At 63.2% G+C, this 25,468-nt stretch carries 22 protein-coding genes; 16 read left to right on the top strand and 6 right to left on the bottom strand.

All coding sequences use genetic code 11. From position 1 onward, the window contains the following. Nucleotides 1–488: 488 nt before the first annotated feature. Nucleotides 489–899, bottom strand: a complete 411-nt coding sequence (locus ACDC67_RS11150) for a SufE family protein (protein ID WP_376693162.1) — start codon at nucleotides 897–899, stop codon at nucleotides 489–491. Then, complete coding sequence (gene cysS / locus ACDC67_RS11145; protein ID WP_376693160.1) at nucleotides 896–2,269, bottom strand: cysteine--tRNA ligase; 1,374 nt, start codon at nucleotides 2,267–2,269, stop codon at nucleotides 896–898. The genes ACDC67_RS11150 and cysS overlap by 4 nt, the downstream gene beginning before the upstream one ends. Nucleotides 2,270–2,340: 71 nt before the next feature. On the opposite strand from cysS, the gene pepQ reads away from it, so the two are divergent. Further along, a complete protein-coding gene (gene pepQ, locus ACDC67_RS11140) occupies nucleotides 2,341–3,669 on the top strand; it encodes a Xaa-Pro dipeptidase (protein ID WP_376693158.1) in 1,329 nt (442 codons plus the stop codon). Between the two features lie 32 nt (nucleotides 3,670–3,701). Here pepQ and ACDC67_RS11135 read toward each other — a convergent pair whose 3' ends face one another. Continuing rightward, nucleotides 3,702–4,139, bottom strand: a complete 438-nt coding sequence (locus tag ACDC67_RS11135; RefSeq protein WP_376693156.1) for a nucleoside deaminase — start codon at nucleotides 4,137–4,139, stop codon at nucleotides 3,702–3,704. A gap of 117 nt (nucleotides 4,140–4,256) precedes the next feature. On the opposite strand from ACDC67_RS11135, the gene ACDC67_RS11130 reads away from it, so the two are divergent. The 11 genes from ACDC67_RS11130 (at nucleotide 4,257) to ACDC67_RS11080 (ending at nucleotide 18,582) form a co-directional block, all read left to right on the top strand. After that, on the top strand, nucleotides 4,257–5,135 hold the full coding sequence (locus ACDC67_RS11130; RefSeq protein WP_376693154.1) for a hypothetical protein: 879 nt from the start codon (nucleotides 4,257–4,259) through the stop codon (nucleotides 5,133–5,135). Between the two features lie 17 nt (nucleotides 5,136–5,152). After that, entirely contained in the window at nucleotides 5,153–5,710 is a 558-nt protein-coding gene (locus ACDC67_RS11125; RefSeq protein ID WP_376693152.1) for an RNA polymerase sigma factor, read from the top strand. Then, nucleotides 5,703–6,095: a hypothetical protein gene (locus ACDC67_RS11120; protein ID WP_376693150.1), complete on the top strand. Its 393-nt coding sequence runs from the start codon at nucleotides 5,703–5,705 to the stop codon at nucleotides 6,093–6,095. The genes ACDC67_RS11125 and ACDC67_RS11120 overlap by 8 nt, the downstream gene beginning before the upstream one ends. Nucleotides 6,096–6,101: 6 nt before the next feature. Further along, a complete protein-coding gene (locus ACDC67_RS11115) occupies nucleotides 6,102–6,773 on the top strand; it encodes a class I SAM-dependent methyltransferase (RefSeq protein ID WP_376693148.1) in 672 nt (223 codons plus the stop codon). A gap of 67 nt (nucleotides 6,774–6,840) precedes the next feature. Beyond that, on the top strand, nucleotides 6,841–8,793 hold the full coding sequence (locus ACDC67_RS11110; protein ID WP_376693146.1) for a S9 family peptidase: 1,953 nt from the start codon (nucleotides 6,841–6,843) through the stop codon (nucleotides 8,791–8,793). A 203-nt stretch (nucleotides 8,794–8,996) separates the two neighbouring features. Continuing rightward, nucleotides 8,997–9,911, top strand: a complete 915-nt coding sequence (locus ACDC67_RS11105; RefSeq protein WP_376693144.1) for a GIY-YIG nuclease family protein — start codon at nucleotides 8,997–8,999, stop codon at nucleotides 9,909–9,911. Between the two features lie 68 nt (nucleotides 9,912–9,979). Continuing rightward, a complete protein-coding gene (locus tag ACDC67_RS11100; protein WP_376693143.1) occupies nucleotides 9,980–12,151 on the top strand; it encodes a type I restriction-modification system subunit M in 2,172 nt (723 codons plus the stop codon). Further along, entirely contained in the window at nucleotides 12,148–13,155 is a 1,008-nt protein-coding gene (locus tag ACDC67_RS11095; protein ID WP_376693141.1) for a virulence RhuM family protein, read from the top strand. Before ACDC67_RS11100 ends, ACDC67_RS11095 begins: the two co-directional genes overlap by 4 nt. After that, on the top strand, nucleotides 13,152–14,471 hold the full coding sequence (locus ACDC67_RS11090; RefSeq protein ID WP_376693139.1) for a restriction endonuclease subunit S: 1,320 nt from the start codon (nucleotides 13,152–13,154) through the stop codon (nucleotides 14,469–14,471). Before ACDC67_RS11095 ends, ACDC67_RS11090 begins: the two co-directional genes overlap by 4 nt. 14 nt (nucleotides 14,472–14,485) lie before the next feature. Then, entirely contained in the window at nucleotides 14,486–17,527 is a 3,042-nt protein-coding gene (locus tag ACDC67_RS11085; RefSeq protein WP_376693137.1) for a type I restriction endonuclease subunit R, read from the top strand. 140 nt (nucleotides 17,528–17,667) lie between these two features. Then, the gene (locus tag ACDC67_RS11080) at nucleotides 17,668–18,582 is read left to right on the top strand and encodes a cation diffusion facilitator family transporter (protein WP_376693135.1); all 915 of its coding nucleotides are present in this window, start codon (nucleotides 17,668–17,670) and stop codon (nucleotides 18,580–18,582) included. A 24-nt stretch (nucleotides 18,583–18,606) separates the two neighbouring features. Here ACDC67_RS11080 and ACDC67_RS11075 read toward each other — a convergent pair whose 3' ends face one another. After that, nucleotides 18,607–18,996 (bottom strand): hypothetical protein, encoded by a 390-nt coding sequence (locus tag ACDC67_RS11075; RefSeq protein ID WP_376693132.1) that lies wholly within the window; start codon nucleotides 18,994–18,996, stop codon nucleotides 18,607–18,609. Nucleotides 18,997–19,099: 103 nt separating this feature from the next. Between ACDC67_RS11075 and ACDC67_RS11070 the strand changes: the two genes are divergently transcribed. Then, the gene (locus ACDC67_RS11070; protein ID WP_376693164.1) at nucleotides 19,100–19,369 is read left to right on the top strand and encodes a DksA/TraR family C4-type zinc finger protein; all 270 of its coding nucleotides are present in this window, start codon (nucleotides 19,100–19,102) and stop codon (nucleotides 19,367–19,369) included. Nucleotides 19,370–19,432: 63 nt separating this feature from the next. On the opposite strand, the gene ACDC67_RS11065 is transcribed toward ACDC67_RS11070, so the two are convergent. Further along, nucleotides 19,433–20,569 (bottom strand): TRAP transporter substrate-binding protein, encoded by a 1,137-nt coding sequence (locus ACDC67_RS11065; RefSeq protein ID WP_376693130.1) that lies wholly within the window; start codon nucleotides 20,567–20,569, stop codon nucleotides 19,433–19,435. Nucleotides 20,570–20,755: 186 nt separating this feature from the next. Between ACDC67_RS11065 and ACDC67_RS11060 the strand changes: the two genes are divergently transcribed. From ACDC67_RS11060 to ACDC67_RS11050, 3 genes are all read left to right on the top strand, one after another. Further along, nucleotides 20,756–21,673, top strand: a complete 918-nt coding sequence (locus ACDC67_RS11060; RefSeq protein WP_376693128.1) for a TRAP transporter small permease — start codon at nucleotides 20,756–20,758, stop codon at nucleotides 21,671–21,673. Continuing rightward, nucleotides 21,666–22,997: a TRAP transporter large permease gene (locus ACDC67_RS11055; protein ID WP_376693126.1), complete on the top strand. Its 1,332-nt coding sequence runs from the start codon at nucleotides 21,666–21,668 to the stop codon at nucleotides 22,995–22,997. Before ACDC67_RS11060 ends, ACDC67_RS11055 begins: the two co-directional genes overlap by 8 nt. A 78-nt stretch (nucleotides 22,998–23,075) precedes the next feature. Beyond that, complete coding sequence (locus tag ACDC67_RS11050) at nucleotides 23,076–23,615, top strand: glutathione peroxidase (protein WP_376693124.1); 540 nt, start codon at nucleotides 23,076–23,078, stop codon at nucleotides 23,613–23,615. 61 nt (nucleotides 23,616–23,676) lie between these two features. Here ACDC67_RS11050 and ACDC67_RS11045 read toward each other — a convergent pair whose 3' ends face one another. Beyond that, nucleotides 23,677–25,344 (bottom strand): mechanosensitive ion channel family protein, encoded by a 1,668-nt coding sequence (locus ACDC67_RS11045; protein ID WP_376693122.1) that lies wholly within the window; start codon nucleotides 25,342–25,344, stop codon nucleotides 23,677–23,679. Between the last annotated feature and the right edge of the window lie 124 nt (nucleotides 25,345–25,468).

Raw genomic sequence — 25,468 nt, 5'->3', positions numbered from 1 at the left:
GCAACGCATCGGCCGATGCGTTACGGCCCTACGGGCCTCCACGCATCCTACGCGCCTGGATCAAGCCCCCGCGCGCGCAGCGCGCCACCTTCGAAGCCGTGCCGTTCTCGTGCGGGCTTCGTCCCATTCCCGCTAGTGCCACCGGATCCTCCGACCGAGTCTTCGCGAAGCCCGCTCCGCGAAGGGGCCAGCCCCCTCCCGGTTCCAGTCCTGAAACCCCGGATCGTGGGACTTTGACTTTGAAAAGCGCTCTTTCGTACCTTTTTTCGCTTTGGGAAAAAGGTACTCGCCGAAAGTGCCTGCGAAGCAGGCCGGGCGAAACCGCAGTTGACTTGTCGAGGCCACCACGGCGACCGGTGATCCCAACCCACCCCACGCCCCAACGCGTGATGCCCCCGAGTACAACGGCGCTCCAATCAGGTGGGGATCACATGTGAGCACCGAGTGGCGCAAACAAAGATGTCGTCCGTCGGGGACACGCCCCTGATCTAAAGGGCCAGCTCCGCCTGGCGCCGAATCTCGCTCAGCATGGCGTTGAGCCCGTTGGCCCGCGTCGGCGAGAGGTGTTCGCTCAGGCCGATCTCGGCGACGAAATGCGGCTCGGAGTCGAGGATCTCGCGTGCGCTGCGGTCCGAGTAGACCTTCAGCAGCAGGGCGATCAGGCCCGAGACGATGGCGGCGTCGGAGTTGGCGCGGAAAATCAGCCGGTCGGCGTCGCCCTCGGCGATCAGCCAGACCTGAGACTGGCACCCGGCCAGCAGGCGGTCGTCGGTCATCTCTGCCGGATCGAGCGGGGGCAGTGTCCGGCCCAGGTCGATCAGGTACTGGTAGCGGTCCATCCAGTCATCGAACAGGGCGAAGTCCTCGACGATTTCGCGCTGTGCGGACTCGATGCTCATGAGGTCAGTTTCCACCGGGTTCCCTCCGGACCGTCCTCGAGTTCGATGCCGCGCTCGGCCAGTTCGTCGCGAATGCGATCGGCGGTGGCGAAGTCGCGCGATTTGCGTGCGGCGTTGCGCTGCTCGATCAGGCCCTCGATCTGGGTGGCGTCGACCGTGTCGGTGCCCGGGCGCGACTTGAACCAGCCTTCCGGGTCGGCCCGGAGCAGGCCGAGCAGGCCGGCCGAAGCCTTCAGGCGCGCGGCCAGGCCGGGCTGCTCTTCGGCGGCGGCCGAGGACAGTCGGCGCGCCAGGCTGTTGACCTCGGCCAGGGCGGTCGGCGTGTTCAGGTCGTCTTCCAGAGCGGCGATCACGGCCGGATCGGGCTCGAGATCGTTGGCGGCCGGCGGATGGTCGCGCAGCAGGCCGTAGAGCCGGTCGAGCGTGTTGCGGGCCTGCTCGAGCGCGGACTCCGACCAGTCCAGGGGCTGGCGGTAGTGGGCCGACAGCAGCAGGTAGCGCAGTACCTCGCCGGACCATTGCTCGAGCAGCTCGTGGACGATGAGCGTGTTGCCCAGCGACTTCGACATCTTGCGCTTTTCGACCGTGACGAAGCCGTTGTGCATCCAGTAGCGAGCGAAGCGGTCGGTGCCGTGGGCGCAGCGGCTCTGGGCGATCTCGTTCTCGTGGTGGGGGAAGATCAGGTCCTGGCCGCCGGCATGGACGTCGATCATCTCGCCCAGGTGAGCCGCGCTCATGGCCGAGCACTCGATGTGCCAGCCCGGCCGGCCGCGGCCCCAGGGGCTGTCCCAGCCCGGCTGGTCTTCGTCGGACGGCTTCCAGAGCACGAAATCGCCCGGGTGCTTCTTGTAGGGCGCGACTTCCACGCGCGCGCCGGCGACCATCTCGCGCATGTCACGCCGCGACAGCTCGCCGTAGTCGGCCGCGCTCTCGATGCTGAACAGCACGTGGCCCTCGGCGGCATAGGCGCAGCCCTTGTCGACCAGGCGCTCGATCATGGCAATGATTTCGCCGATGTGGTCGGTCGCCCGCGGCTCCACCGTCGGCCGGCCCACGCCCAGGGCGGCCATGTCCTCATGGTAGATATCGGCAAACTTCCGGGTGATCGTGTCGATCGGCACGCCCTGTTCGGCTGCGGCCTTGTTGATCTTGTCGTCGACGTCGGTGATATTGCGCGCGTAGACGACCTGCCGATAGCGCCGCGAGAGCACGCGGTAGAACAGGTCGAAGATGACCGCCGGCCGGGCGTTGCCGATGTGCGCATAGTTGTACACCGTCGGTCCGCAGGCGTACAGGGTCACCCGTTCGGGGTCGAGCGGGACGAAATCCTCTTTCTGCCGGGTGAGCGTGTTGTAGATCTGGATGGCCATCGGTTAATGAATTGGCGGTCTGGCGCTAGAATGACAAGCATGGAATTCTAACTGATCGAGGCCCGAACCCCATGCCCAACCCGGAAGCGCTGCTCTACGCCCGTCACATCGAACACCGACGCGAGGAAATCGACGAGATTCTCACCGAGCTCGGCTACGACGGGCTGCTGATCCACTCCGGCCGCCCGGAGAACCGACTGTTCGATGATCAGCATCCGCCGTTTCGCGCGCACGGCCCCTTCGTGGCCCTGGTGCCCCGGCCGTTTGCGGTCGACAGCCTGCTCGAACTGCGCCCGGGCCAGCAGCCGAAACTGTGGTTCTGCCAGCCCGACGATTTCTGGCACATGCCGCCGGAACCGCCGGGCGACTGGCTGACCGGCAGCCTGGATGTCGAGGTCGTGCGTTCGCCGGCCGACTGGCACGCGCGTTTTCGCCAGCAGCGTGCGCTGGCCGTCATCGGCGACGAGCGTGCCCTGGGCGAGCTGCTCGACGGCGCCGACCTCAATCCGCCCGAGTTGATGTGGCGTCTCGACGAGATGCGTACGCGCAAGACGGCCTGGGAGCGCGATTGCCTCGAGCGCGCCAACCGCCTGGCCGCCGCCGGTCACCTGGCGGCGTCGGAGGCCTTCCGTGCCGGCAAGAGCGAACTCGATATCCATCTCGCCTACCTGGCCGCCATGGGCGAGGACCAGGACACGCTGCCGTACAACAGCATCGTCGCCGTCAATGATCACGGCGCCGTCCTGCACTACCAGCATCGCTCACCCACCAGGCCGGACCCGGTCCGCAGTTTCCTGCTCGATGCCGGGGCTGACTGGCGCGGCTATGCGGCCGACATCACCCGCACCTGGACGCTGGAGGAATACCGCGAGTTCGGTGACCTGATCGAGGCCATGGACGCCGCCCAGCGCCGCCTGGTCGATCAGGTCCGGGCCGGGCGCAGCTTCGTCGACCTGCACGTGGAGGCCCACCGCGCCGTCGCCGCCGTGCTCGAGCAGGCCGGCATCGTTCGCATGCCGCCCGAAGAGCAGGTTGAAACGGGCGTGAGCGCGCATTTCCTGCCGCACGGCCTGGGCCACTACATCGGCGCCCAGGTGCACGACGTGGCCGGTCTCAAGGACGATCGCGGCATGGACCTTCCGCCGCCGGAGCGCTACCCGGCCCTGCGCCTGACGCGCGAGCTCGAACCCGGCAATGTCGTGACCGTCGAACCGGGGCTGTATTTCATTCCGGCGTTTCTCGACAAGCTGCGCGCTGGCGAACACGCCTCGAGGATCGACTGGCAGGCGGTCGAGCGCCTGAAGTCCTTCGGCGGCATTCGCATCGAGGACAACGTGCTGGTCAGCGAGGGCGAGCCGGTGAATTTCACCCGCCAGGCTTTCGCGGACGCGGGCGCTTAGGGAGCCTCCGCGCGGAGTTGCTCAGAGTTTCCCTAATCGCCGATATCCTCGTTCCATAGTTCGGGGGAGTCGGCGATGAACCGCTCCATCAGGGCGATGCAGTCGGGGTCGTCGAGTACCGACAGCGCCACGCCGTTCGCGCGCAAGTGGTCCTCGTGGCCCGTGAAGGTCCGGTTCTCGCCGATCACGACGCGCGGAATACCGTAGAGCAGGATTGCGCCCGAACACATGGGGCAGGGCGAGAGCGTGGTGTAGAGCGTGCTCTGGCGATAGACGCTCGCCGGCTGCCTGCCGGCGTTTTCCAGCGCGTCCATCTCTCCGTGCAGCACCACGCTGCCCGACTGCACCCGGCGATTGTGGCCTCGCCCGATGATGCGTCCGTCGTGGACCAGCACCGAACCGATGGGGATTCCGCCCTCGGTGAGGCCCTGTCGGGCTTCGGCGATGGCGGCCTGCATGAACTCGTCCATGACTTGTGCCTCATGTCGTTTCGGGGGCAGACCAGCATACTCGACGGGTCTGTAACCGAAACCCCGATCCGGCGCTACAAAGGGGTACAAACCCACGTCACTGCGAGGCAAGTCCCCATGTTCCGATGCATTCTCCTGACCCTTCTCCTGCTGCCGCTCACGACTCCTGCCGCCGACGACACGCTCGGAGACGGCAGCCGCTGGTTCGTCCAGGTCAACCTGGCGGCCATGCGCGACGCGTCCGATGACGGCGCCTTGTACGGCTGGCTGCAAAGAGAGGTGATCGACGATCTCGAGGAAGAGTTCGGCCAGGGCAGTGTCGACGATTTCGACGCCGTCACCGTATTCGGGGCCAGCGACAGCTCCGATGGCCTGGGCATCGTGCTCGATGGCCGCATGGATTCCGACATGCGCGAGCGCCTGATCGAGCGGCTGGCGGCCGAGCCGCTGACCGACATTGCCGATGGCGAGGCCTATGCGGTCGGTTCCAACGAGGAGCTGACCGACGAGTTCAATCTCGAGTTCGACGACGGCTCGCTGTTCCTGGCCTTCGGTGACGACGCCGCGGCCTTCGTGACTTCCAGCCGCTCCTTGCTCGACGACTTCCTCGCCGGCGAGCGATTCCAGCGCCCGACCGCCTCCGAGCTGCTGGTTGTCCGGGCGAACCCGCTGGTCTCGGGTGCGGTCGATACGGCGTCCATCGGCGCCGGCCACGGCAAGTGGGACTCACAGGTCATGCGCAATATCCGCCGCGCCGGGTTCGCCCTGGCCGACGCCGAAGGCAGCTACGACGTCAAAGTTGAACTGATCGCCGTCGATGAGGCCCAGGCACAGGCGCTGCAGAACATCGTCCAGGGCGTGATCGGTCTGCAGGCCCTGTCCGGGGAAGAACCGGACCTCGCTTTCGTTTCCACACTGCAGACGCAGCGTGAGGGCGAACGCGTGAGCCTGTCGGTCCAGGTCAGTTCGCAAGAGTTGATGGGCCTGCTCGACTGAGCGGCGCCGGAGCGAGCGTGAGCCCCGATCTCGAACGCGATCTTGTCCGGCGAGCCCGTGCGGGCTCGCTGGAAGCATTCGACCAGCTGATGCGCGCCTACCAGGACCGGCTGTATCGTTTCGTGCTGGTTCGCGGAGCGTCCCGGGCAGACGCAGAGGACATCGTGCAGGACAGCTTCCTGGCCGCCTGGCAGCACCTGGGCGGCTATCGCGAGCGCTGGCGGTTCTCCACCTGGCTCTATACCATCGCCCGGCGCCAGGCTTCGCGGCGGACCCGGGGGCACGGCGAGCTGCCGGCATTGCCGGGCAACCCAACGCCGGGGCCGGAAGAAGTGACGCACAGCGGCCAGCAGCGCGCCAGCATCTGGGCGCTGGCGCGCGAGCTGCTACCATCGGAGTGGTTCGACGTGCTTTGGCTGTTCTATGCCGAAGACCGCACGACGAAGGAAGTTGCCCGGATTGTCGGCCGTTCCGTAGCCTGGGTGAAGGTGACGCTGCACCGGGCGCGCCGTCGCCTGGCCGAATCGATCGATGCCGCCGACTGGCTGTCGGAGGAGGTTGTCTCGAATGAATAGACAGGAACTCGAAGCCCAGCTCCGTGACGAAGCCTTGCAGCTGCAGGCAAACTGTCCACCGCATGTCCGTCATCGCGTGGCTGCACGCCTGCGAGGGTCCGTTCGACAGCCGGCGCGACCCACGTTCGGGCGGCCGGTGCTGGCCGGTGCGGTCGCCACCGTGGCGGTATTGGTGTCGACATGGATGCTCTGGCGACCGGCCACGGTCGAAGATGAAGCGCCTTCGACGGCAGGCTTGAATGCTGCGCCGATCGTCGCCAGTTCTGATCGTCTGTTGGCATCGCGCGAGGCGGCCCTCGAGAACGAGTGGCAACTGCTCGAGCGGGACCTGCGCAACCTGCGTGACCATGTCACGGCCACTTTCGATCGCAAACCGAACGGCTAGAGACTCATGTCCAATCAATCCATCGGCCTCAACGACGAACTCCAGCGCTACGTCCTGGATCACTCACTGCGCGAACATCCGCTGCTTGCCGAACTGCGCGAGGAAACCGCGCAGCTCGAGGAGCGCAACATGCAGATCGCGCCCGAGCAGGGGCAGTTCATGGCGCTGATGGCGCGCCTGGTCGGCGCCAAGCGCTACATCGAGGTCGGCACCTTCACCGGCTACAGCGCGCTGGCGGTCACGCTGGCCATGCCCGAGGACGGCCGCACGATCGCCTGTGATGTCAGCAAGGAATGGACCGATATTGCCCGGCGCTATTGGCAGAAGGCCGGTTTGGCGGACCGAATCCTGCTGGAGCTGCGCCCGGCCCTGAAGACGCTCGAGGAACTGCTGGTCTCGGGCTGCGAAGACACCTTCGACCTGGCCTTCATCGACGCCGACAAGACCGGCTACATCGACTATTTCGAGCGCTGCCACGAGCTGGTCCGCCCGGGCGGGCTGATCATGATCGACAACACGCTGTGGGACGGCAAGGTGGTCGATTCCGCGGAAGACGACGAGGACACCGAGGCGATTCGCGCCTTCAACGAATACCTGCGCGAACGCGAGGAAATCGATGTCTCCCTGGTGCCGATCGGCGACGGGCTGACACTGGTGCGCAAGCAGCTCGAGGAGTAGGTTACTCACGCGACGGGCCCGGGCAGCCGATATACTCACCGGAATTCCCAATGTGTCGAGAATTCCAATGCATCGTCTGTTGATCCTGCCCATCCTGTTCGTGCTGGCGGCCGCCTCGGCCACGGCCGAGGTCGACCGCCGTACAGCCAACTCCGGCAACGTCGTGCTCGAGGACGTGCCCGAGATTCCCGAATCGATCAGCGAGGCCCTGACGCAGTACCAGAACACCCGCTCGGCCGGCCTGGTTGACTGGAGCGCCGACGGCGAGAGCATTTACATCTCCACGCGCTTCGCCGAGGTCAGCCAGATCCATCGCGTCGACCAGCCTGGCGGCGCCCGTCACCAGCTGACCTGGTACGACGAGCCCGTCGGCGGCGCCGCCCGGAGGCCGGGCAGCAACACGATGGCCTTCCTGATGGACACCGGCGGCAGCGAGTTCGACCAGATCTACCTGTTCGACCCGCAAGACGGCAGCCGCGAGATGATCAGCGACGGTGAATCGCGCAACGGCGCCCTCGAGTGGTCCGAAGGCGGTCGCTATCTCGCTTTTCAGTCCACACGTCGCAATGGCCGCTCCAACGATATCTGGATGTTCGACTTCGAGGACGGGCGCGAAGCCGAACTCGTGCTCGAGGCGCCCGACGGCAGCTGGTGGGGCCCGGTCGAGTTCTCCGCCGACAGCGGCAAGCTGCTGATCGTCCAGTACATCAGCGTCAACGACTCGCGCATTCACGTGCTGGACCTCGAATCCGGCGAACTCACGCGCATTGCCGGCAGCGACGACAACCCCTCGCGCAACCTGCCCTTCGGTTTCGATGCAGAAGACGAGGGAATCTATTTCAGCACCGACGCCCGGGGCGAGTTCGCCCAGCTGGCCTGGCGCCCACTCGATCCGGAGGGCGAGGCGCGCGTGATTACCGGCGACATCCCCTGGTCGGTGCAGGGCCTGGAACTCAATCACGCCGGTGATGCGGGCGTGTTCGTCACCAACGAGGACGGCATCAGCCGCATGTATCGCTTCGATCCCGCCGACGATTCCTACCAACGCATCGATACCATCCCCGAAGGCCTGATCTACGGCGCATCGTTCAGCGAGGACGACGAGTCCCTGGCGGTGGTGGTCAACAATCCGCGCTCGCCCAGCGATGTTCACGTCATGGATTGGGACAGTGCCGAGCTTACGCGCTGGACCTACAGCGAAGTCGGCGGTCTCGACACCGAGCAGTTCGTCATGCCGGAGCTGGTTCACTACCCGACCTTCGACGAAGTCGACGGCCAGCCGCGCGAAATCCCGGCCTTCGTCTACCGCCCGAAGGGGGACGGCCCGCATCCGGTCATCATCCAGATCCACGGCGGGCCCGAGAGCCAGTCGCGCCCCGGTTTCTCCAGCACCTACCAGCTGTGGATCGACCACCTCGATGCGGCCGTTATCCGACCCAACGTGCGCGGCTCCGCTGGCTACGGCAAGAGCTACCTCCAGCTCGACAACGGCTTCAAGCGCGAGGACTCGGTCAAGGACATCGGCGCGCTGCTCGACTGGATCGAGACCCAGCCCGACCTCGACGCCGATCGCGTGGCCGTCTACGGCGGCAGCTACGGCGGCTACATGGTGCTCGCCAGTGCCGTCCACTACAGCGATCGCCTGAAGGCCGCCGTGGACATCGTCGGCATCAGCAACTTCGTCACCTTTCTCGAGAACACCGAGGATTACCGCCGCGACCTGCGGCGCGTCGAGTACGGCGACGAGCGCGACCCCGAGATGCGCGAGCACCTGCAGTCGATCAGCCCCCTCAATAACGTCGAACAGATCGATGTGCCGATGTTCGTCGTCCAGGGCGAGAACGACCCGCGCGTGCCGGTCAGCGAAGCCGAGCAGATCGTTGCCGCGCTAAGAGAGCAGGGCAGCCCGGTCTGGTACATGAACGCGCTCAACGAGGGCCACGGCTACCGTCGCAAGGAAAACCGCGACCTCTACAGCGAGGCCGTGGTGCTCTTCTTCCGAACCTACCTGCTCGACTGACCGGAGCCGTTCCTGATTTCCCGAGCCCCGCTTCGGCGGGGCTTTTTCGTACCCGACTGCATTCCTCGGTGTTTGCGCGCCGGGAGGCTTTTCGGCAGTATGTCGCCGTAGAAGAAGGGGCTCGGCAAGAACCGAAATTCGCTTACAGTGGCCGTCTACTCGAGTCTGATCTTCTTTCGGACAGGGCGCTGCTGGCGCTGAAGATGGCCGAAGCCGATTCCAAATGGGGGCAAAAAGGAGCTGTGGACAGGGAAATGAGTCAGGCTGCAACCGTCAAGATTTTTCTAGTAAATGGTGATCCCGCGGGACTGCGCACCGCCGAGATCTATGGCTGGACAGGCAAAGCCGTTGCAGGGCCGAGGTCCCAACTGGAGACAGTTCTGGAAAGAGACGAGGCAGCCGGTCCCGGTGTCTACTTTCTGACCGGCGTCAATCCGGAAACCGGCAAGGATCGGGTGTACATCGGGGAGGCAGAGAAGATCCGTTCCAGAGTCAAACTTCACCTGGACCGCGATTTCTGGAAAAGCATCGTGTATTTCGTTTCGCACGATGAGAATTTCACCAAAGCTCATATCAAGTACCTCGAGGGGAAAGTGATCGACAAGGCCCGCGAGGTTGCCCGCTATGAGGTCGAGAATCTGAAGTCCTCCGGCACGAAGCTGCCCGAAGCGGAAGCCGCATATATGGACGACTACTTTCAGAAGGTCGAGCAGTTACTCCCGCTGCTCGGACAGGAATTCCTCAAGCCGATTCGCGCCCGAACGCTCGGCCGTAGTAAGGCCGACCTGTACTACTGCAAGATCAAGGATGTCGAGGCGAAGGGGCGCAGAACCTCGGATGGTTTTATCGTCTTCAAGGGGTCCGAAGCGGTCCTTCAGGAAAGACCTTCCACGCAGAAGTATCCATATGCAGCCCATTTGCGCGAACAGCTTTTCACCGAGGGCGTGCTGACCTCAGCTGGAAAGAAACTGCGTTTCGAGAAGGACTATGAGTTCTCAAGTCCAAGCGCTGCAGCTTCGGTCATTCACGGTGGACAAGCCAACGGACTTACGGCCTGGGTGAGTGCGGATGGTGTTTCTCTCAAGCACAGAGAGGAAGCGGAAGCCGCAAGCGAATGATGCGCATGCCGTGTTAGTGGTGCGATGGACTGCAATTCTCGGAAGTAATAACGCAGAGTAGAGACTGAATGCCCGCGAACACAACGAATCTGATCAATTTCGTCTTCGATATCGCCAACAAGCTGCGCGGGCCGTATCGGCCGCCGCAGTATCGCAAGGTGATGTTGCCGATGACGGTGCTGCGCCGCCTCGACTGCGTGCTGGAGCCGACCAAGAAGCAAGTGTTGAAGGAGTACCAGAAGCTCAAGGCTCGCGGCCACGAGGGGAATGCGCTTCATCGGGCTTTGGCGAGCAAGGCGATTTCCGGCCGCAAGCATCCGCTCTACAACATCAGCCCGTATACCTTCAAGAAGCTGCTGGCCGACCCGGAGAATATCGCCAGCAACCTGACCAGCTATATCAACGGTTTCTCCGAATCTGCCCGCGAGATCTTCGACGCCTTCGGCTTCGAGGCCGAGATCGCAAAGCTGGACAAGGCCAACCGGCTCTACCTCATCGTCAAGGCCTTTGCCGATCCCAAAATCGATCTGCATCCGGATCGGGTCAGCAACCACGACATGGGCTACGTGTTCGAGGAGCTAGTTCGCAAGTTCAACGAGCAGGCCAACGAGGAAGCCGGGGATCACTTCACCCCGCGCGAGGTGATCCGTCTGATGGCCCACCTGCTCTATACCGAAGACGAAGACGTCTATACCCCGGGTATCGCCCGCACCATTTACGATCCGACAGCGGGCACGGGCGGCATGCTTTCGGTTTCCGAGGAATACATCACCGAGCAGAACCCGCAGGCCCATCTGCATCTTTTCGGTCAGGAATACAACGAAGAATCCTGGGCGGTCTGCCGCTCGGACCTGCTGATCAAGGACGAGCCGATCGAGAACATCGCCTTCGGCGACACCCTGGGCGACGGCGAGACCGGAGACGGCCACCCCGACCGAACCTTTCACTACATGCTGGCCAACCCGCCTTTCGGTGTGGAGTGGAAGCCGCAGGAAGACACGGTCAAGAAAGAGCACAAGGAGCTCGGCTTCAACGGGCGTTTCGGGCCGGGCCTGCCGCGCATCAACGACGGCGCTACGCTGTTTCTGCTGCATATGCTGAGCAAAATGAACCCGCCACCCGCGCAAGGCGGCGAGGGTTCGAAGATCGCCATCGTCTTCAACGGCTCACCGCTGTTTAACGGCGAGCCCGGGCCCAGCGAAAGCAATATTCGCCGCTGGATCATCGAGAACGACTGGCTCGACGCCATCATCGCGCTGCCCGATCAGCTCTTCTACAACACCGGCATCTACACCTACATCTGGCTGGTGACCAATCGCAAGGCCGACGGCCGCAAGGGCAAGGTGCAGCTCATCGACGGCACGCGGCACTACCGCAAGATGAAGAAGAGCCTGGGCAACAAGCGCAACGAGCTGGGCGACGAGCATATCGAGGAGTTGACCCGCCTATACGGCGACTTCGCCAACGGCGCCACCTGCCGGGTGGGACTCAACGACGAACTCGAGGAGCGGGTCTGCTCTAAAGTCTTCGACAATCGTGAATTCGGCTACCTGAAAATCACGGTGGAGCGGCCGCTGCGACTCAATTTCCAGGCCAGCCCGGAGCGCATCGAGCGGCTCTGGCAGGAAACCGCCTTCGCCAACCTGGCCAAAAGCAAGAAGCGCAAGGACAAGGCCGAGCAAGATGCCGAGGTCAAGGCCGGCGAAGAAACCCAGCGGCGCATCATCGAAATCCTGCAGGGCCTGAAAGACCGGCGCTACGACGACCGGGCCGAATTCGAGCCGCTGCTCAAGGCGGCCTTCAAGACCGCCGGCGAGAAACTGCCGGCGCCGATCAAAAAAGCCATACTCGGCGCCCTGTCCGAGGGCGACCCCGAGGCCGCCATCTGCCGTGATGCCAAGGGCAATCCCGAACCGGACACGGAACTGCGCGACAGCGAGATTGTGCCGCTGCCGGCCGACATTCCGCTGCCGCTGCCCATCGGCTACGAGAAGAACGCCGACAACGCCAGGCTGCTCGAGCTGGTGCGTGATCACTGCGAGGACTACCTGGACCGTGAAGTACTGCCCTTTGTCGACGACGCCTGGATTGACCATGGCAAGACGAAGGTGGGCTACGAAATTCCAATCAACCGGCATTTCTACGTCTACAAGCCGCCGCGGCCGATCGAGGAGATCGAGCGCGATATCCAGGGGCTGGAAGGCGAAATTCTCGATCTGCTCAAGCGGGTGACGGCGTGAGTCAGGGCGAACTCATCCTCTACCGCAGCGACGACGGGCAGGCCGAGGTTCAGCTTCGCGTGCAGGGCGACAGCGTCTGGCTGACGCAAGCGGAAATGGCCGATCTGTTTGACACGAGCAAGCAGAATATCAGCCTGCACATTCGTAACATATTGAAGGAAAAGGAGTTATCCGAGAGCGCAGTTGTCAAGGAAAACTTGACAACTGCCGCAGACGGCAAGAACTACCGGGTCAAATGGTACAGCCTGCCCATGATCCTGGCCGTGGGCTATCGGGTGCGCTCTCCGCGCGGCACCCAGTTCCGCCAATGGGCCACCGCGCACCTGGAGGAATACCTGGTCAAGGGCTTCGTCATGGACGACGAGCGCCTCAAGGAGCCCGGCGGCTGGGACTACTTCGACGAGCTGCTGGCGCGTATCCGCGACATCCGCGCCTCGGAAAAGCGCTTCTACCAGAAGGTGCGCGACCTCTTTCAGCTCTCCAGCGACTACCGGCCGGACGACCGGGACACCCAGATTTTCTTTGCCGAGGTGCAGAACAAGCTGCTCTACGCGGTGACCGGCCACACCGCCGCCGAGATCGTGGTCGAGCGGGCCGACGCCGATGTGCCCAATATGGCGCTGACGAGCTGGAAAGGGGCGCGCGTTCGCAAGCAGGACGTGACCATCGCCAAGAACTACCTCGACGCCGACGAGGTCGACACCCTCAACCGCCTGGTGGTGATCTTTCTCGAACAGGCCGAACTGCGCGCCAAGAAGCGCAAGGACCTGACCCTGGACTACTGGCGCAACAATGTCGACAAGCTGCTGGAATTCAACGAACGCGACGTACTCGAAGGCGCCGGCTCGGTCAGCGCTGAACAAGCCCGGCGGATCGCGCAGGAACGCTACGAGGAGTTCGACGCCCAACGGCGGCGTGACGAGGCGCTGGAAGCCGATGCGGAGGACTTGCGGGAGCTGGAGGCGTTGGAGCAGAAGGCGAAAAGGAAAGGGGGATCGCAGTGACCAAGCAGCCTGCGACGGCTCGGCTTGGTTCGATGGGACTGTGGTATATAACCCCCCGTCCGGAGGGCTGGAAGGACTGTCGGCTGCGCTTCCTGTCTCGTGTGAACCCGCCCTACAAGGTGGCGCTACCACCGGCAACCGAAGTTTCTTTCGTGCCGATGGCTGCAGTTGGCGAGCACGGAGGAATTCAGATCGATCAGGTCAAATTGCTGGGAGAGGTTGGAGATGGCTATACGCCATTTCGTGATGGAGATGTTGTAATCGCCAAGATTACCCCTTGTTTCGAGAACGGCAAGGGAGCGATTGCCGAGGGGCTCACGAGCGGGGTCGCGTTCGGCACGACCGAGTTACATGTCGTGCGCCCTGGAGAGCAGCTTGATCGACGTTTTCTGTACTATCTGACGGCATCCGACCTATTCCGTGAGCTGGGTGAAGGCGCCATGTACGGTGCCGGCGGCCAGAAGCGCGTTCCCGAACAGTTCATCAAGGACTTCCGCATCACCTTGCCGTCGTTGCCGGCCCAGCGGAAGGTCGCCGATCTCCTCGAACGAAAAACCGCCGAGATCGATACGCTGATCGAGAAAAAGCGCCGCCTGCTGGATTTGCTGGCCGAAAAACGCACCGCTCTGATCACTCGGACTGTGACCAAAGGGCTGGATGCCGATGTTCCCATGAAGGACAGCGGCATCGAGTGGCTGGGCGATATTCCAGCGCATTGGGATGTTGCCCGCTTAAAGAATATCGCTCAGCTCGAGAGTGGCCATACCCCAAGCAAATCGAAGCCTGAATTCTGGGTTAATTGCGATATCCCTTGGGTATCTTTGAGAGACACGAAGGCCCTAGCCGATAACGATTACATTGGCCAGACGCATACCCATATAAATAGGGCCGGTTTGGAAGGTTCATCAGCCCGACTGCTACCGGCGGGTACGGTGATTTTTACGCGTGATGCTACAGTTGGGCTCGCTGCAATTACAGAAGAGGAAATGGCTGTGTCGCAACACCTTATCGCGTGGATACCGAGCGAAAGGGTTGATAAGGAGTACTTATTATTTGTATTCGAAGCCATGAGAGAGTATCTGCACAGCTTGGAGTTCGGCTCAACCGTTAGAACGATAGGGATGGATGACATCAGGCGACTCGTAGGGCCAGTTCCACCGCTAACCGAGCAGTTGAAGATCGTCGATTACTTTCTGACTGAAAGAGGCGGGCTGACGGAATTGGAAACGCGAATCAATGAGGCAATTGAAAAGCTGAAGGAATACCGCTCCGCCCTGATCACCAATGCCGTCACTGGCCAGATCAAGGTGGCCTGAACCGGGGAAGCGCCATGCACCAGGAAACCTATTTCGAGCAGGCCATGGAACAGTCGCTGATCGGGCCGGGCGGCTTCGAGAAGGGCGATGCCGCGGGTTTCGATGCGGGTCGGGGGCTGTTTCCCGAAGAGGTGCTGGCATTCGTCCAGGCCAGTCAGCCGAGGCGCTGGCAGTCGCTGGTCAAGCTGCAGGGCGAGCAGGCCGGCGAGGTGCTGGTGGCCTCCCTTGTCAAGGAATTGGCCGCCAAGAATGCGCTGCACGTGCTGCGCCACGGCTTCAAGTGCTTCGGCAAGACCTTCCGGCTGGCCTATTTCGCGCCCAATACCGGCATGAACCCGGAGGCTGCCAAAGCCTATGCGCAGAATCGTCTGCGGGTGATGCGGCAGGTTCATTTCAGCGAGCAGCATCCGCGCAAGTCGCTGGACATGGTGCTCTCGGTCAACGGCCTGCCGGTGGTCACGCTGGAGCTGAAAAACCCGATGACCGGGCAGACGGCGGAAGAGGCCATGCGCCAGTACCGGCGCGACCGCGATCCGGAAGAACCGATCTTCCGCTTCAAGCAGCGCGCGCTGGTGCATTTTGCCGTCGACCCCGACCAGGTGTTCATGACCACGCGGCTGTCCGGCGAGGAGACCCGGTTTCTGCCCTTCAATCGCGGCCATGACTTCGGGGCCGGCAATCCGCCGGCTGGCGAGAACAACTATCGAACCGCCTACCTCTGGGAACAGGCGCTGTCCCGCGACAGTTTGATGGATATCCTGGCTCGCTTCCTGCACCTGGAAGTGAGCGAGAAGAAGATCGCGACCAAGCGTGGCGTGAAGCGCCATCGAAAGGAGACGTTGATCTTTCCGCGCTACCACCAGCTCGACGCGGTGCGCAAGCTGGTGGCCAGCGCCCGGGAAAAGGGGGCGGGCCACAACTACCTGGTTCAGCACTCGGCCGGCTCGGGCAAGTCCAACTCCATCGCCTGGCTGGCGCACCGGCTCTCGAGCCTGCACGATGCCGCCGACGAGAAGGTGTTCGACAGCGTGGTGGTGATTACCGACCGGCGCGTGCTCGACCAGCAGCTCCAGGACACGATCTACCAGTTCGACCACAAGCAGGGTGTGGTCCAGAAGATCGATGAGAATACCCAGCAGCTCGCGCAGGCACTGTCGTCGGGTGTGCCGATCGTTATCTCCACCATCCAGAAGTTTCCCTTCATCAACCAGGCGATGGAGACCTTGGCCAACAAGGGCGAGGAGGTCTCGCTCGAGACCGGCGGCCGGCGATTTGCCGTGATTGTCGACGAGGCGCACAGCTCGCAGTCGGGCGAGACCGCCATGGAGCTTCGCAAAGTGCTCAACCGCGACGGCATCGAATCGGCCATCGCCGGCGAGTTCCTGGACGTGGAGGAGGAAGACCTGTCCGAAGAGGCGCGCAAGGCCCTGTTCGAGGACATGCTCAAGCGCCCGCGCCAGGAGAACATCAGCTTTTTCGCGTTCACCGCCACGCCCAAGTACAAGACCCTGGCCGTATTCAACGAGCCCGGCCCGGACGGCGAGCCGCCGTTTCACCTCTACTCGATGCGCCAGGCCATCGAGGAAGGTTTCATCATGGACGTGCTGGCCAACTACACCACCTACAAGGCCTACAGCGGCCTGATCAAGTCGATCGAGGACGATCCCCAGGTGCCGCGACGCAAGGCCGCCAAGGCGCTGGCCCGGTTCATATCCCTGCATCCGCACAATATTGCGCAGAAGGTGGAGGTGATCGTCGAGCACTTCCGTCACCACTCGCGCCACAAAATCGGCGGGCGGGCCAAGGCCATGGTGGTGACGGGCTCTCGCCTGCACGCCGTGCGCTACAAGCAGGCTTTCGACAAGTACATCGAGGACAACGGCATCACCGGCATTCGTTCGCTGGTGGCGTTTTCCGGCAGCGTGACCGATCCGGATTTTCCCGACCAGAGCTACACCGAGGTGGGCATGAACGAGGGCATCAAGGAGTCGGAGTTGCCGGACAGGTTCGATTCCGAGCACTACCAGGTGCTGTTGGTGGCCGAAAAGTACCAGACCGGCTTCGATCAGCCGCTGTTGCACACGATGTACGTCGACAAGCGCCTGGCCGGCGTTCAGGCCGTGCAGACCCTGTCGCGTCTGAACCGCACTGTACCCGGCAAGGAAGATACCTTCGTGCTGGATTTCGTCAACGAGCGTGACGAGATCTTCCAGTCCTTCAAGCCCTACTATGAGGTCACGCCGGTCGGCGAGCCCAGTGATCCGCAGCAGCTCTACACCCTGCAGCACCGCCTGGAAGAGGCGCAGGTGTTCTTTTCCGACGAAGTCAACGCCTTCTCCGAGGTCTGGTACCGCAATCGACACGAACCCACCCCGGCCGATCACCGCAAGATCAACGCCATCATCGACCGGGCCGTGGAGCGCTACAAGGCGCTCGACGACGACGAGCAGGAAGCCTTCAAGGGCCGGCTGGCCAGTTTCCGCAACCTCTACGGCTTCCTGGCGCAGATCATCCCCTACCAGGACAGCAGCCTGGAGAAGCTCTATGGCTACGCCCGATTCCTGCTTTCCAAGCTGCCTCGCCGCAGCGACGACACGGTGTTCGAGCTCGAGGACGAGGTTGCGCTGAAGTACTACCGGCTGCAGAAAATCAGCGAAGGCGCGATCGATCTCGGCGTGGGCGAGGCACGGGAACTCTACGGCCCCACCGAAGTGGGTACCGGGCGCGGGGAAGACGAGACGGTGGAGCTGTCGACCCTGATCGGCAAGCTCAACGACCGCTTCGGCACCGGGTTCACGCCGGCCGACCAGCTGTTCTTCGACCAGATCGCCGAATCCGCCGTCGAGAACGAAACGCTTCAGGAGGCTGCGAAGGCCAACAGCGTCGATAACTTCGCCTACGTATTCGAGAAGATGCTCGAAGGCCTGTTCATCGAGCGCATGGACGGCAACGAGGAAATTTTCGGGCGGTTGATGAACGACAACGATTTTCGTCGCGTGGCGAAGGAGCACCTGCTTCACGAGGTCTACGAGCGTTTGCAGTCCGAGCGCGGCTGATTCAGGCCGCAATCGAACGATGGCAGCGAGGCCTCCTGATTCTCCTTTTCCCGGTGCGGGTTCTACTCTGATCGTCGTGGAAATTCAGCTTTCAGGGTCGAAATGTTATTACGCCGGTGTTTTGCGGTAGATTTCGCATCATGAGCTCGCACCACGATCACCATCGCCATCACCATCACGTCCCCTCGAGCCGGAGCACGCTGGTTGGCGCGCTTTGCCTGACGCTGGGCTTTGCCTTCGTGGAGTTCGTCGCCGGCTGGTGGGCCGGTTCGCTGGCGCTGATGGCCGACGCCGGTCACATGTTGACCGACTCGTCGGCCCTGGGCCTGGCCGCCTTTGCCGCCTGGATGGCGGCGCGGCCGGCCAGCAGTCGGCGAACCTGGGGCTACGGACGCGCCGAGGTGCTCGCGGCCCTGGTCAACGGCGCGGTGATGCTGATCCTGGTCGCTTCCATTGCCTGGCACGCCGTCGAGCGCTTCCAGGAGCCGCGCGAGATCAGCGGTGCCACGGTCATGGCCGTGGCCCTGCTGGGCCTGGTGATCAACCTGCTGGTGTTTTTCGTACTCAGCCGCGGTGAGCGCAATATTAATATCCGTGGCGCGCTGCTGCACGTGCTCGGCGACCTGCTCGGCTCGGTCGCCGCGCTGGCATCCGGTATCGTCATCCTGGCCACCGGCTGGACGCCGATCGATCCGATCCTGTCGCTGCTGATCTGTGGGCTGATCCTGGTCGCGGCGGTCCGCCTGTTGCGCGAAGGGGCGCAGGTGGTGATGGAAGGCGTGCCGGACGGGCTGGACCTGGAGTCGGTGCGCGCCACCATGGCCGAGGTGAGCGGTGTCGACGGCGTGCACGACCTGCATATCTGGCAGGTCTCGGGCAATCGCGTGGCGCTGTCGGCTCACATCGTGGTCGAGGACCTCTCGGCCTGGCCGCCCATGCTCGAGTCGCTCAACCGCATCCTGCTCGAACGTCACGACATCGATCACCCGACCCTTCAGCCGGAGCTAACCCGGTCCGAGGACTGCGATTGCCAGACCGAGGCTTGTCGCTATTAGTCGGGCGGCAGTCTGCATAAACACTCATTGCTCGAAGCGGTCGGCATGGATCAGGTTGGCGGCGCTCGAGAACGTCAGCGTGTGTTCGGTCGGTTCGGTAACGTCGAGCGTTGCGCTCAACTGTTCACCCTCGTAGGTCGCGGCAATGCTGACCGGGACCAGTACGAGCGTCTGGTCCGGATCGACGACGGCCTCGATGACGTGGGTTCGGAATTCTCCCTGGCTATCGGACTGGCCGGCGGCAATCGTTTGGCCGTTCGAATCTTGGATGAGTACATCCGCTCCGGCTGCCGGTTGGTCATCGGCTGCGCGCAGGCTTAGCAGCAGGCTCCAGCCGATGTGGACTTCCTGGCCCTCGGCGCGAAAACCCAGGCTGTCCTGGCTGGCGCCACCGCTGTAGCTGGAATCGATCATCCGCTGCCCCGGATCGTGATCAACAACTTGCAAAGAGCGCTGCATGTCAGCATGTTGAAGACTGGTCGCGCGGAAAACGCGCTACGGACAGGAGGATATGAAATTGGCGGGTGGCTGGTCCACGGACGAAGGTGTGCAAAAGCAGATCGACTGCACGGTCGAGGACGGACTGGCGCGGGTGCGCAGCCGGATTCCGACCGGAGAGAGTCGTCGGGAGTGCGAGGAATGCGGTGAGGCGATTCCCGAGGCGCGTCGCAAAGCGCTGCCGGGCGTGCGCCTGTGCGTGGCCTGCCAGGAAGAAATGGACGAGGCGGAGACGAAAAACCTCAGCGGCTACAACCGGCGCGGCAGCAAGGACAGCCAGTTGCGCTGATCCGCCGGGTATGGGTCATGTCCCGGCCCGCGGCGCGGGCCGGGACGATCAGGCCCGTCGCGCTCAGGCGTCGTTCTGGCTGTCGTCTTCCATGCTCGATTCGGTCTCGTCATCCGAACCCGAGTCGCCCTCGGCGTCTGCGATCAGCTCGAGCAGGGTGTCGAGGATTTCCTGCCCGCTATCGCCGGCCTGCTCCACGTAGATGTCGCGAACGCCCATGCTGGCTTCGCGGAAAACCTGGCGCTCTTCCTCGGTCAGCTCGACCCACTCGGTGCCGCCCTCGTCGAGGATGGTCTGGAGCCGCTCCTCGTTGTAGCGGATCTGCTCATCGTCGATCCAGTCGACGAGTTCATCGCGCACCTCGATCACCATCTGGCGCTGCTCATCGCTGAGCGAATCGAACCACTGCTTGCTCGCCGCCAGCGTGGCGATGAACTGGGCGTGGCGCCCCGAAGTGAGCACGTCCTGCTCCTCGTAGAAGCTCATTTCCTCGATCGCGAAGATCGGGTTGACCTGGCCGTCGATCTGGCCGAGCTGCAGGCCGCTGTAGACCTCCGAATAAGGCATCGGCGTCGGGTTGGCGCCGTAAGCGCGGTATGACTCGACCAGGATGGGCGAGGTCATGGTGCGAATCTTGAAGTTGTCGAAGTCTTCCAGCGTGCGCAGCGCCTTGTCGCCGCTCCAGACCATCCAGCCCTCGGGAACGATGTCGAGCAGCTGCAGGTCCTCGTCGTTGTACAGCGGCTGGAAGAGGTCGTAGACCCGCTTGTCGGACAGTACCTCGCGGTTGACCTGGTTGCTCTCCGACAGCACGAAGTGCAGCGTGAACACGCCGACTTCCGGGATCAGGTCGGCGAGATGCCCCGGCGAGGCGAAGGTCAACTCGATGCCGCCGCTCTGGGCCATCTCGGTCAGCTGGGACGAGGTGCCGAGCGCGCCGTAGGGGTAGATTTCGATCTCGATCTCACCGCCGCTGCGCTCCTCGATGCGCCGCTTGAATTCCTGGGCGTAGGCGTCCTGAACGCTGCCCTCGACTTCTTCGAGCGCAAATCGCCAGGTGACCGCTTCGGTCTCGGGTTCGGGCTCGGGCGCTTCACCGTTGCCCGCTTGCTCCGAGGGTGTCTGTCCGGAGTCGCCGCAGGCACTCAAAAACAGCGCGAACAGCAGCGTCAGGCTGATACTGCGAATACTTCCAATCATGCTTCTCTCCGGTAATTGAAACCACCAGTAAACATAACATGGACCGGCCGTGGGGCAGTCCGACGCCCGGTTCCGGGCGCTTCGTCACGGGGCTGCCGTGTAGAATGGAGGCGAGTTCACGCAGCGACGAGGGATGCCGAGGGTGACGAGCCGTAGCGCCACGCAGCGACTGCCGGAAAGGGGCCGATGAGCGATTCGGGGTCCGCGCAGGGCGGCACCTGGCGGCGCGCCTTTCGGCGTCCGTTCGCCTGGTTCGATCGGGGCCTGGACTGGTTCGAGCAGTTCGCCCTGGTCACGGCGATTGCCGCCATGGCGATCGTCAGCGTGATCAACGTCATCTCGCGTAACACCCTGGGTTCGAGCCTGCAGTTTGCCGCTGACGTCACACAGCTACTGCTGGTCGTCGTCACTTTCATGGGAATCGGTATCGGCGCCCGCAACGCGCGCCACATTCGCGTTTCCGCCATTCACGACCTGCTGCCCGAATTCGCCCGGAAGGTGTTGCTGACCATCGTCGGCTTCGGCACTTCGGCATTGCTCTTCTTGCTCGCAAACTACGGCTGGGCCTATGCGCAGTCTGTGCAGCGAAGCTGCCGGGTGTTGCCCGAGGCGCTCGGCGCGACGCCGCTGTGGATCGGCCTCGGACTGGTCCTGGTCGGCATGGTCCTGTTCGGTCACCTCATCCGGCTCGTCGCCGAAGTCGGCGGCCGGATCCTGGCCGGCATGAGCGCCATGCGACGCAATCTCCTGCTGTTTATTGCCTTCGTGGCCGTTCTGGCGGCAGGCGCGGTCCTATTCGGCGTGTTCATCGAACTGGTCGAGAACCGAAGCGGTCGCTGCCGGGTCACCTCCTCGACCGGCTTCCCGGTCTACTTGATCTACATGGTCGTGCCGCTGGGCTTTTTCCTGGGCGGCGTGCAGTTCTTTCTCGCCGGACTTCGCAACGTGACCAGCCGCGGCAATTACCTGTCCTGGGACCACCGCGACGAGTACGAGAGCGAAGAGCAGGCCGTCGAGCAGACCTCGTTCGGCCGGCTTCCGGACGACGGTCCGGATGAAGGTAGAGCGGACGAAGCCGAAAGACGGGAGCGGGACGATGACTGAGTTCTTCGAGTTGATCGGGCTGGCCGCGCTCAGTGATGCGCAGGTGGCCCTGGTGGCAGCCGTCGTCATGGTCGTGCTCTTGCTGATGGGCTTTCCGATGATGGTGCCGCTGACCGTCGGCGCCATGGTGCTGATGTTCTCCAGCTTCTCGATGGTCGAGCCGCGAACGCTCGTGCAGCAGATGATCGGCGGCGTGGAGCAAAGCGTTCTGGTGGCGGTGCCGATGTTCATCCTCGCCGCCGACATCATGATCAAGGGTCACACGGCCGATCGACTGCTCGACCTGGTCAGCAAGTTCGTCGGTCATATCCGGGGCGGCTTGCCGGTGACCACGGCCGTGTCCTGCACGCTCTTCGGCGCGGTTTCGGGGTCCACCCAGGCAACCGTCGTCGCCATGGGCAAGCCGCTGCGCCCCAGGCTGCTCGAGGCCGGCTACACCGATCGTTTCTCGATGGCGCTGATCATCAATGCCAGCGACATCGCGCTGCTGATTCCGCCGTCGATCGGCATGATCATCTACGGCGTCGCCTCGGGAACATCGGTGGGCGATCTGTTCATCGCCGGAATCGGGCCGGGGCTGATGATCCTGGCGTTCTTCGCCGTCTACTGCTACATCATCTCGGTGTGGAAGAAGATCCCGCCGAGGCCGGCGTCGAGTTGGGGCGAGCGGCTGACGGCCCTGCGCCGTGCCGTGCTGGCCTTCGGTTTTCCGGTCATCATCATCGGCGGCATCTACTCGGGCTACTTCAGCCCCACCGAGGCGGCCTCGATGTCGGTCGCCTACGCCCTGCTGCTGGAGATGGGCATCTACCGCGAGGTCAAGTTCTCCGACCTGCCGGGCGTGGCGCTGTCGACCGGCATGATCACCGCCGTTGTCTTCATCCTGGTGGCCGCCGGCATGGGCTTCTCGTGGATCGTGTCCTTCGCCCAGATCCCCGAACTGTTGCTCGGTGATATCGTCGCCAACGCCGCCGAGAATCCGATGATGGTGCTGGCGCTGGTGGCGGTCGCCTACTTCATCGGCTGCATGTTCGTCGACCCGATCGTGGTCATCCTGATCCTGACACCCATCTTTGCGCCGGCCATCCAGTCGGCCGGGCTCGATCCGGTGCACGTCGGCACGATCGTGGTGCTGCAGGCGGCCATCGGCTCGGCCACGCCGCCGTTCGGCTGCGACATCTTCACCGCCGTGGCCATCTTCAGACGACCCTACCTGGACGTCATCGCCGGCACACCGCCGTTCGTGTTCATCCTGCTGTGCGCGACGGCGCTGTTGATCATGTTCCCGCAGATCGCGTTGTTCCTACCCGAGCTGATGCGGTGAGGATGAACGTGGTGGGCTTTCACCTCCTCGTGATCGATCGCAGGTTGAAATAGTGTCATTTGATTCGGGAGAAACGATATGAACATTCGAGGAATGCTTGGCCTGAGCCTGGTCGGTCTGGCCGGCATCGCCGCAGCTGATTGTGGCAACTTGCTTGACTACTCGCATCGCGGCCTGGCTACGTCCGAGGAAACCAACCTTTGCGAGGCCTTTTCGGGGCAGGTCATGCTGGTGGTCAATACGGCCAGCGAGTGCGGCTTTGCGCCGCAGTTCGAGGGACTCGAAGCCCTCTACCAGGCCTACCGGAACGAAGGCCTGGTCGTGCTGGGCTTTCCCTCCGACGATTTCCAGCAGGAACTCGACGACGAGAAGGACACGGCGGACGTCTGCTACGTGAACTACGGCGTGAGCTTTCCAATGTTTGCGACCAGTTCGGTCAAGGGTGAGGATGCCAATGCGCTTTTCCGGCAGCTCAACGCCGAGGCAGGCGAGCCGGGCTGGAATTTCAACAAGTACCTCATCGATCGAAACGGCAAGGTGGTGCAGCGTTTCGAGTCCGTCGTGAAGCCGCGCAACAGCGCGCTTGAAGAGCGCGTGGCCGATCTGACAGCGCAGTGACGCAGGCATGATGCATGGTGACCATCAGGCCGCTCAACGTGATGGGCACCGAACTGGCAGATCAGGTGTTTTCCGGCTTGCCAGCGGATTCTGTACGAGTGCGATCCAGTAGCACGCGATCGCGTGGCCACCATTCGGGGTGATAGCGGCGTACCCAGTCGCTCAGGTCCTCGCGCAGGTCCAGCTGCATCAGCCAGGCGTCGGTGGGGTTGGCGGCAGTGGCATAGAAGGTGATTTCCTGGAAGTCCTCGTTGATCTCCGTGACCGACGTCATGAGCAGTTCATCTTCGACGGCGCGTTCGTCTTTCGCGACCAGCTTCTTGAAGGCCTTGCGCAGCTTGTCCGGTTCGGCGCAATGGTCGAGGCGCAGCGAAACCGTACGGGTAAGGCTGGCGTCGACCATCGACAGGTTCTCGAACGGATGGGAGATAAAGTACTGCACCGGCACGATCAGGCGCCGGCCGTCCCAGGAGCGCAGGACGAGGTAGCTGTAGTAAATCGACTCCACGTAGCCCCACTGGTCCCCGTACAGCACGGCATCGCCGATGCGGACCGGCTTGGCTACGGCGATCTGCAAGCTGGCCAGGATGTTGCCGAGCACGGTCTGGCCGGCAATGCCCAGGACTACGGTTATCACGCCGGCTGAAGCCAGCAGCGACATGCCGACGTTGTCGAACAGACGCAGCTGAACCAGGAACAGCACGATGCTGATCAGCACAGCCGCCAGTAGCACGAAGCGGCGCAGGGCGTAAATGGATGTGTAGAGCTTGCGACGATCCCGGTCGCTGCTGTCGTCGATCTCGTCGACAAAGCGCTCGGTGACTTTCTCGAGCGTGGCGTCGATGGTGCGCAGTGCGGCGAGTGTGAGGCCGACGATGGTCAGGCCGATCAAAAGCGGCGTGAGCACGGTGTAGAAGAACCCGGAAAAGCTGATGATCCAGCCGGTCAGAAGCTGAGCGAGCAGGGCCATCAGCGCGACCGTCAGCGGCATGCGCATTCGGTCGGCCGCACGGTTGATCCAGCCGATAGGTACCCGGCATCCCAGCCAGCCGAGCAGGCGATGGACGATCAGGCCCAGCCCCACCATCAATGCGACGGTCAGAGGCAGGGCCAACCATTCCCAGGCTCTCGTACCGAAACCAACCGGCCGCTGGAGCACGTCGGGCAGTCGCTCTTCCAGCCAGCCCGGCCCGTAGCTTTCGTACATGGCATCGATGGCGCGAACCGTCTGGGAGGAGAAAATCCAGATGGGTGGCTGCTCGCCCGGTTTGGCCCGGTTGAGGCGAATCTCGGCCGGTCGGCCATTGACTTCGAGCACGCTGAGTTCCAGGCTTCGGCGCGGCTGGCCGGCCAGTGGCGCATCATTGCTCGCGGCTTCGAACAAGGCATCGCTGCGAGCTGGCAATTCGTTCCAGCTGATGACCATCGTACGGTTCATGACCTCGCGCAGTTTGCGCGCCAGCTCCGGGCCTCGCTCGGCCTGCTCTTCCTCGGAAATGTGGCTTAGTTCGAGAACGTGCGCCGCTCGAGAAAAGTCTCCGTCGTCGCCTGAGTCGAGGAACTCGATGACCGCCGCACGCGGCGTGCTGATATCGAGGTCGTCCGGGGGGGCTCCAAGGCCGGCGTTGAGGCTTTCAGCCTCGAACCAGTTGCCTTGCGTGGAATCGTTGGCCGCGCCTGCTGCCGCCGAAAGCAGGAATACCAGTCCCAGCATTAGCGCCAGCCGCATGAAACCGAATTTCGAGGCAGGATTCATGTAAACAGCTTACACGAGCGACTCCACGTCGCGCTCAATCCCAGCGCTTCAGACGCTTGCCGGGATGATGCGTTACGGCCTGACGGCCTCCACGCAT

Source organism: Wenzhouxiangella indolica (genome assembly GCF_042310355.1).
Taxonomy (GTDB): Bacteria; Pseudomonadota; Gammaproteobacteria; order Xanthomonadales; family Wenzhouxiangellaceae; genus Wenzhouxiangella.
This window is presented reverse-complemented; position numbering and strand designations above follow the sequence as displayed.

Excerpts from the sequence above, each read along its gene's own strand:
- ACDC67_RS11120 (WP_376693150.1), top strand. The coding sequence starts at position 5,703 with ATGAATAGACAGGAACTCGAAGCCCAGCTCCGTGACGAAGCCTTGCAG.
- ACDC67_RS11050 (WP_376693124.1), top strand. The coding sequence starts at position 23,076 with ATGAACATTCGAGGAATGCTTGGCCTGAGCCTGGTCGGTCTGGCCGGC.
- ACDC67_RS11130 (WP_376693154.1), top strand. The coding sequence starts at position 4,257 with ATGTTCCGATGCATTCTCCTGACCCTTCTCCTGCTGCCGCTCACGACT.
- ACDC67_RS11065 (WP_376693130.1), bottom strand. The coding sequence starts at position 20,569 with ATGATTGGAAGTATTCGCAGTATCAGCCTGACGCTGCTGTTCGCGCTG.
- ACDC67_RS11105 (WP_376693144.1), top strand. The coding sequence starts at position 8,997 with ATGGCCGAAGCCGATTCCAAATGGGGGCAAAAAGGAGCTGTGGACAGG.
- ACDC67_RS11080 (WP_376693135.1), top strand. The coding sequence starts at position 17,668 with ATGAGCTCGCACCACGATCACCATCGCCATCACCATCACGTCCCCTCG.
- cysS (WP_376693160.1), bottom strand. The coding sequence starts at position 2,269 with ATGGCCATCCAGATCTACAACACGCTCACCCGGCAGAAAGAGGATTTC.
- ACDC67_RS11110 (WP_376693146.1), top strand. The coding sequence starts at position 6,841 with ATGCATCGTCTGTTGATCCTGCCCATCCTGTTCGTGCTGGCGGCCGCC.
- ACDC67_RS11115 (WP_376693148.1), top strand. The coding sequence starts at position 6,102 with ATGTCCAATCAATCCATCGGCCTCAACGACGAACTCCAGCGCTACGTC.
- ACDC67_RS11055 (WP_376693126.1), top strand. The coding sequence starts at position 21,666 with ATGACTGAGTTCTTCGAGTTGATCGGGCTGGCCGCGCTCAGTGATGCG.
- pepQ (WP_376693158.1), top strand. The coding sequence starts at position 2,341 with ATGCCCAACCCGGAAGCGCTGCTCTACGCCCGTCACATCGAACACCGA.
- ACDC67_RS11100 (WP_376693143.1), top strand. The coding sequence starts at position 9,980 with ATGCCCGCGAACACAACGAATCTGATCAATTTCGTCTTCGATATCGCC.
- ACDC67_RS11150 (WP_376693162.1), bottom strand. The coding sequence starts at position 899 with ATGAGCATCGAGTCCGCACAGCGCGAAATCGTCGAGGACTTCGCCCTG.
- ACDC67_RS11060 (WP_376693128.1), top strand. The coding sequence starts at position 20,756 with ATGAGCGATTCGGGGTCCGCGCAGGGCGGCACCTGGCGGCGCGCCTTT.
- ACDC67_RS11085 (WP_376693137.1), top strand. The coding sequence starts at position 14,486 with ATGCACCAGGAAACCTATTTCGAGCAGGCCATGGAACAGTCGCTGATC.
- ACDC67_RS11135 (WP_376693156.1), bottom strand. The coding sequence starts at position 4,139 with ATGGACGAGTTCATGCAGGCCGCCATCGCCGAAGCCCGACAGGGCCTC.
- ACDC67_RS11045 (WP_376693122.1), bottom strand. The coding sequence starts at position 25,344 with ATGCGGCTGGCGCTAATGCTGGGACTGGTATTCCTGCTTTCGGCGGCA.
- ACDC67_RS11075 (WP_376693132.1), bottom strand. The coding sequence starts at position 18,996 with ATGATCGATTCCAGCTACAGCGGTGGCGCCAGCCAGGACAGCCTGGGT.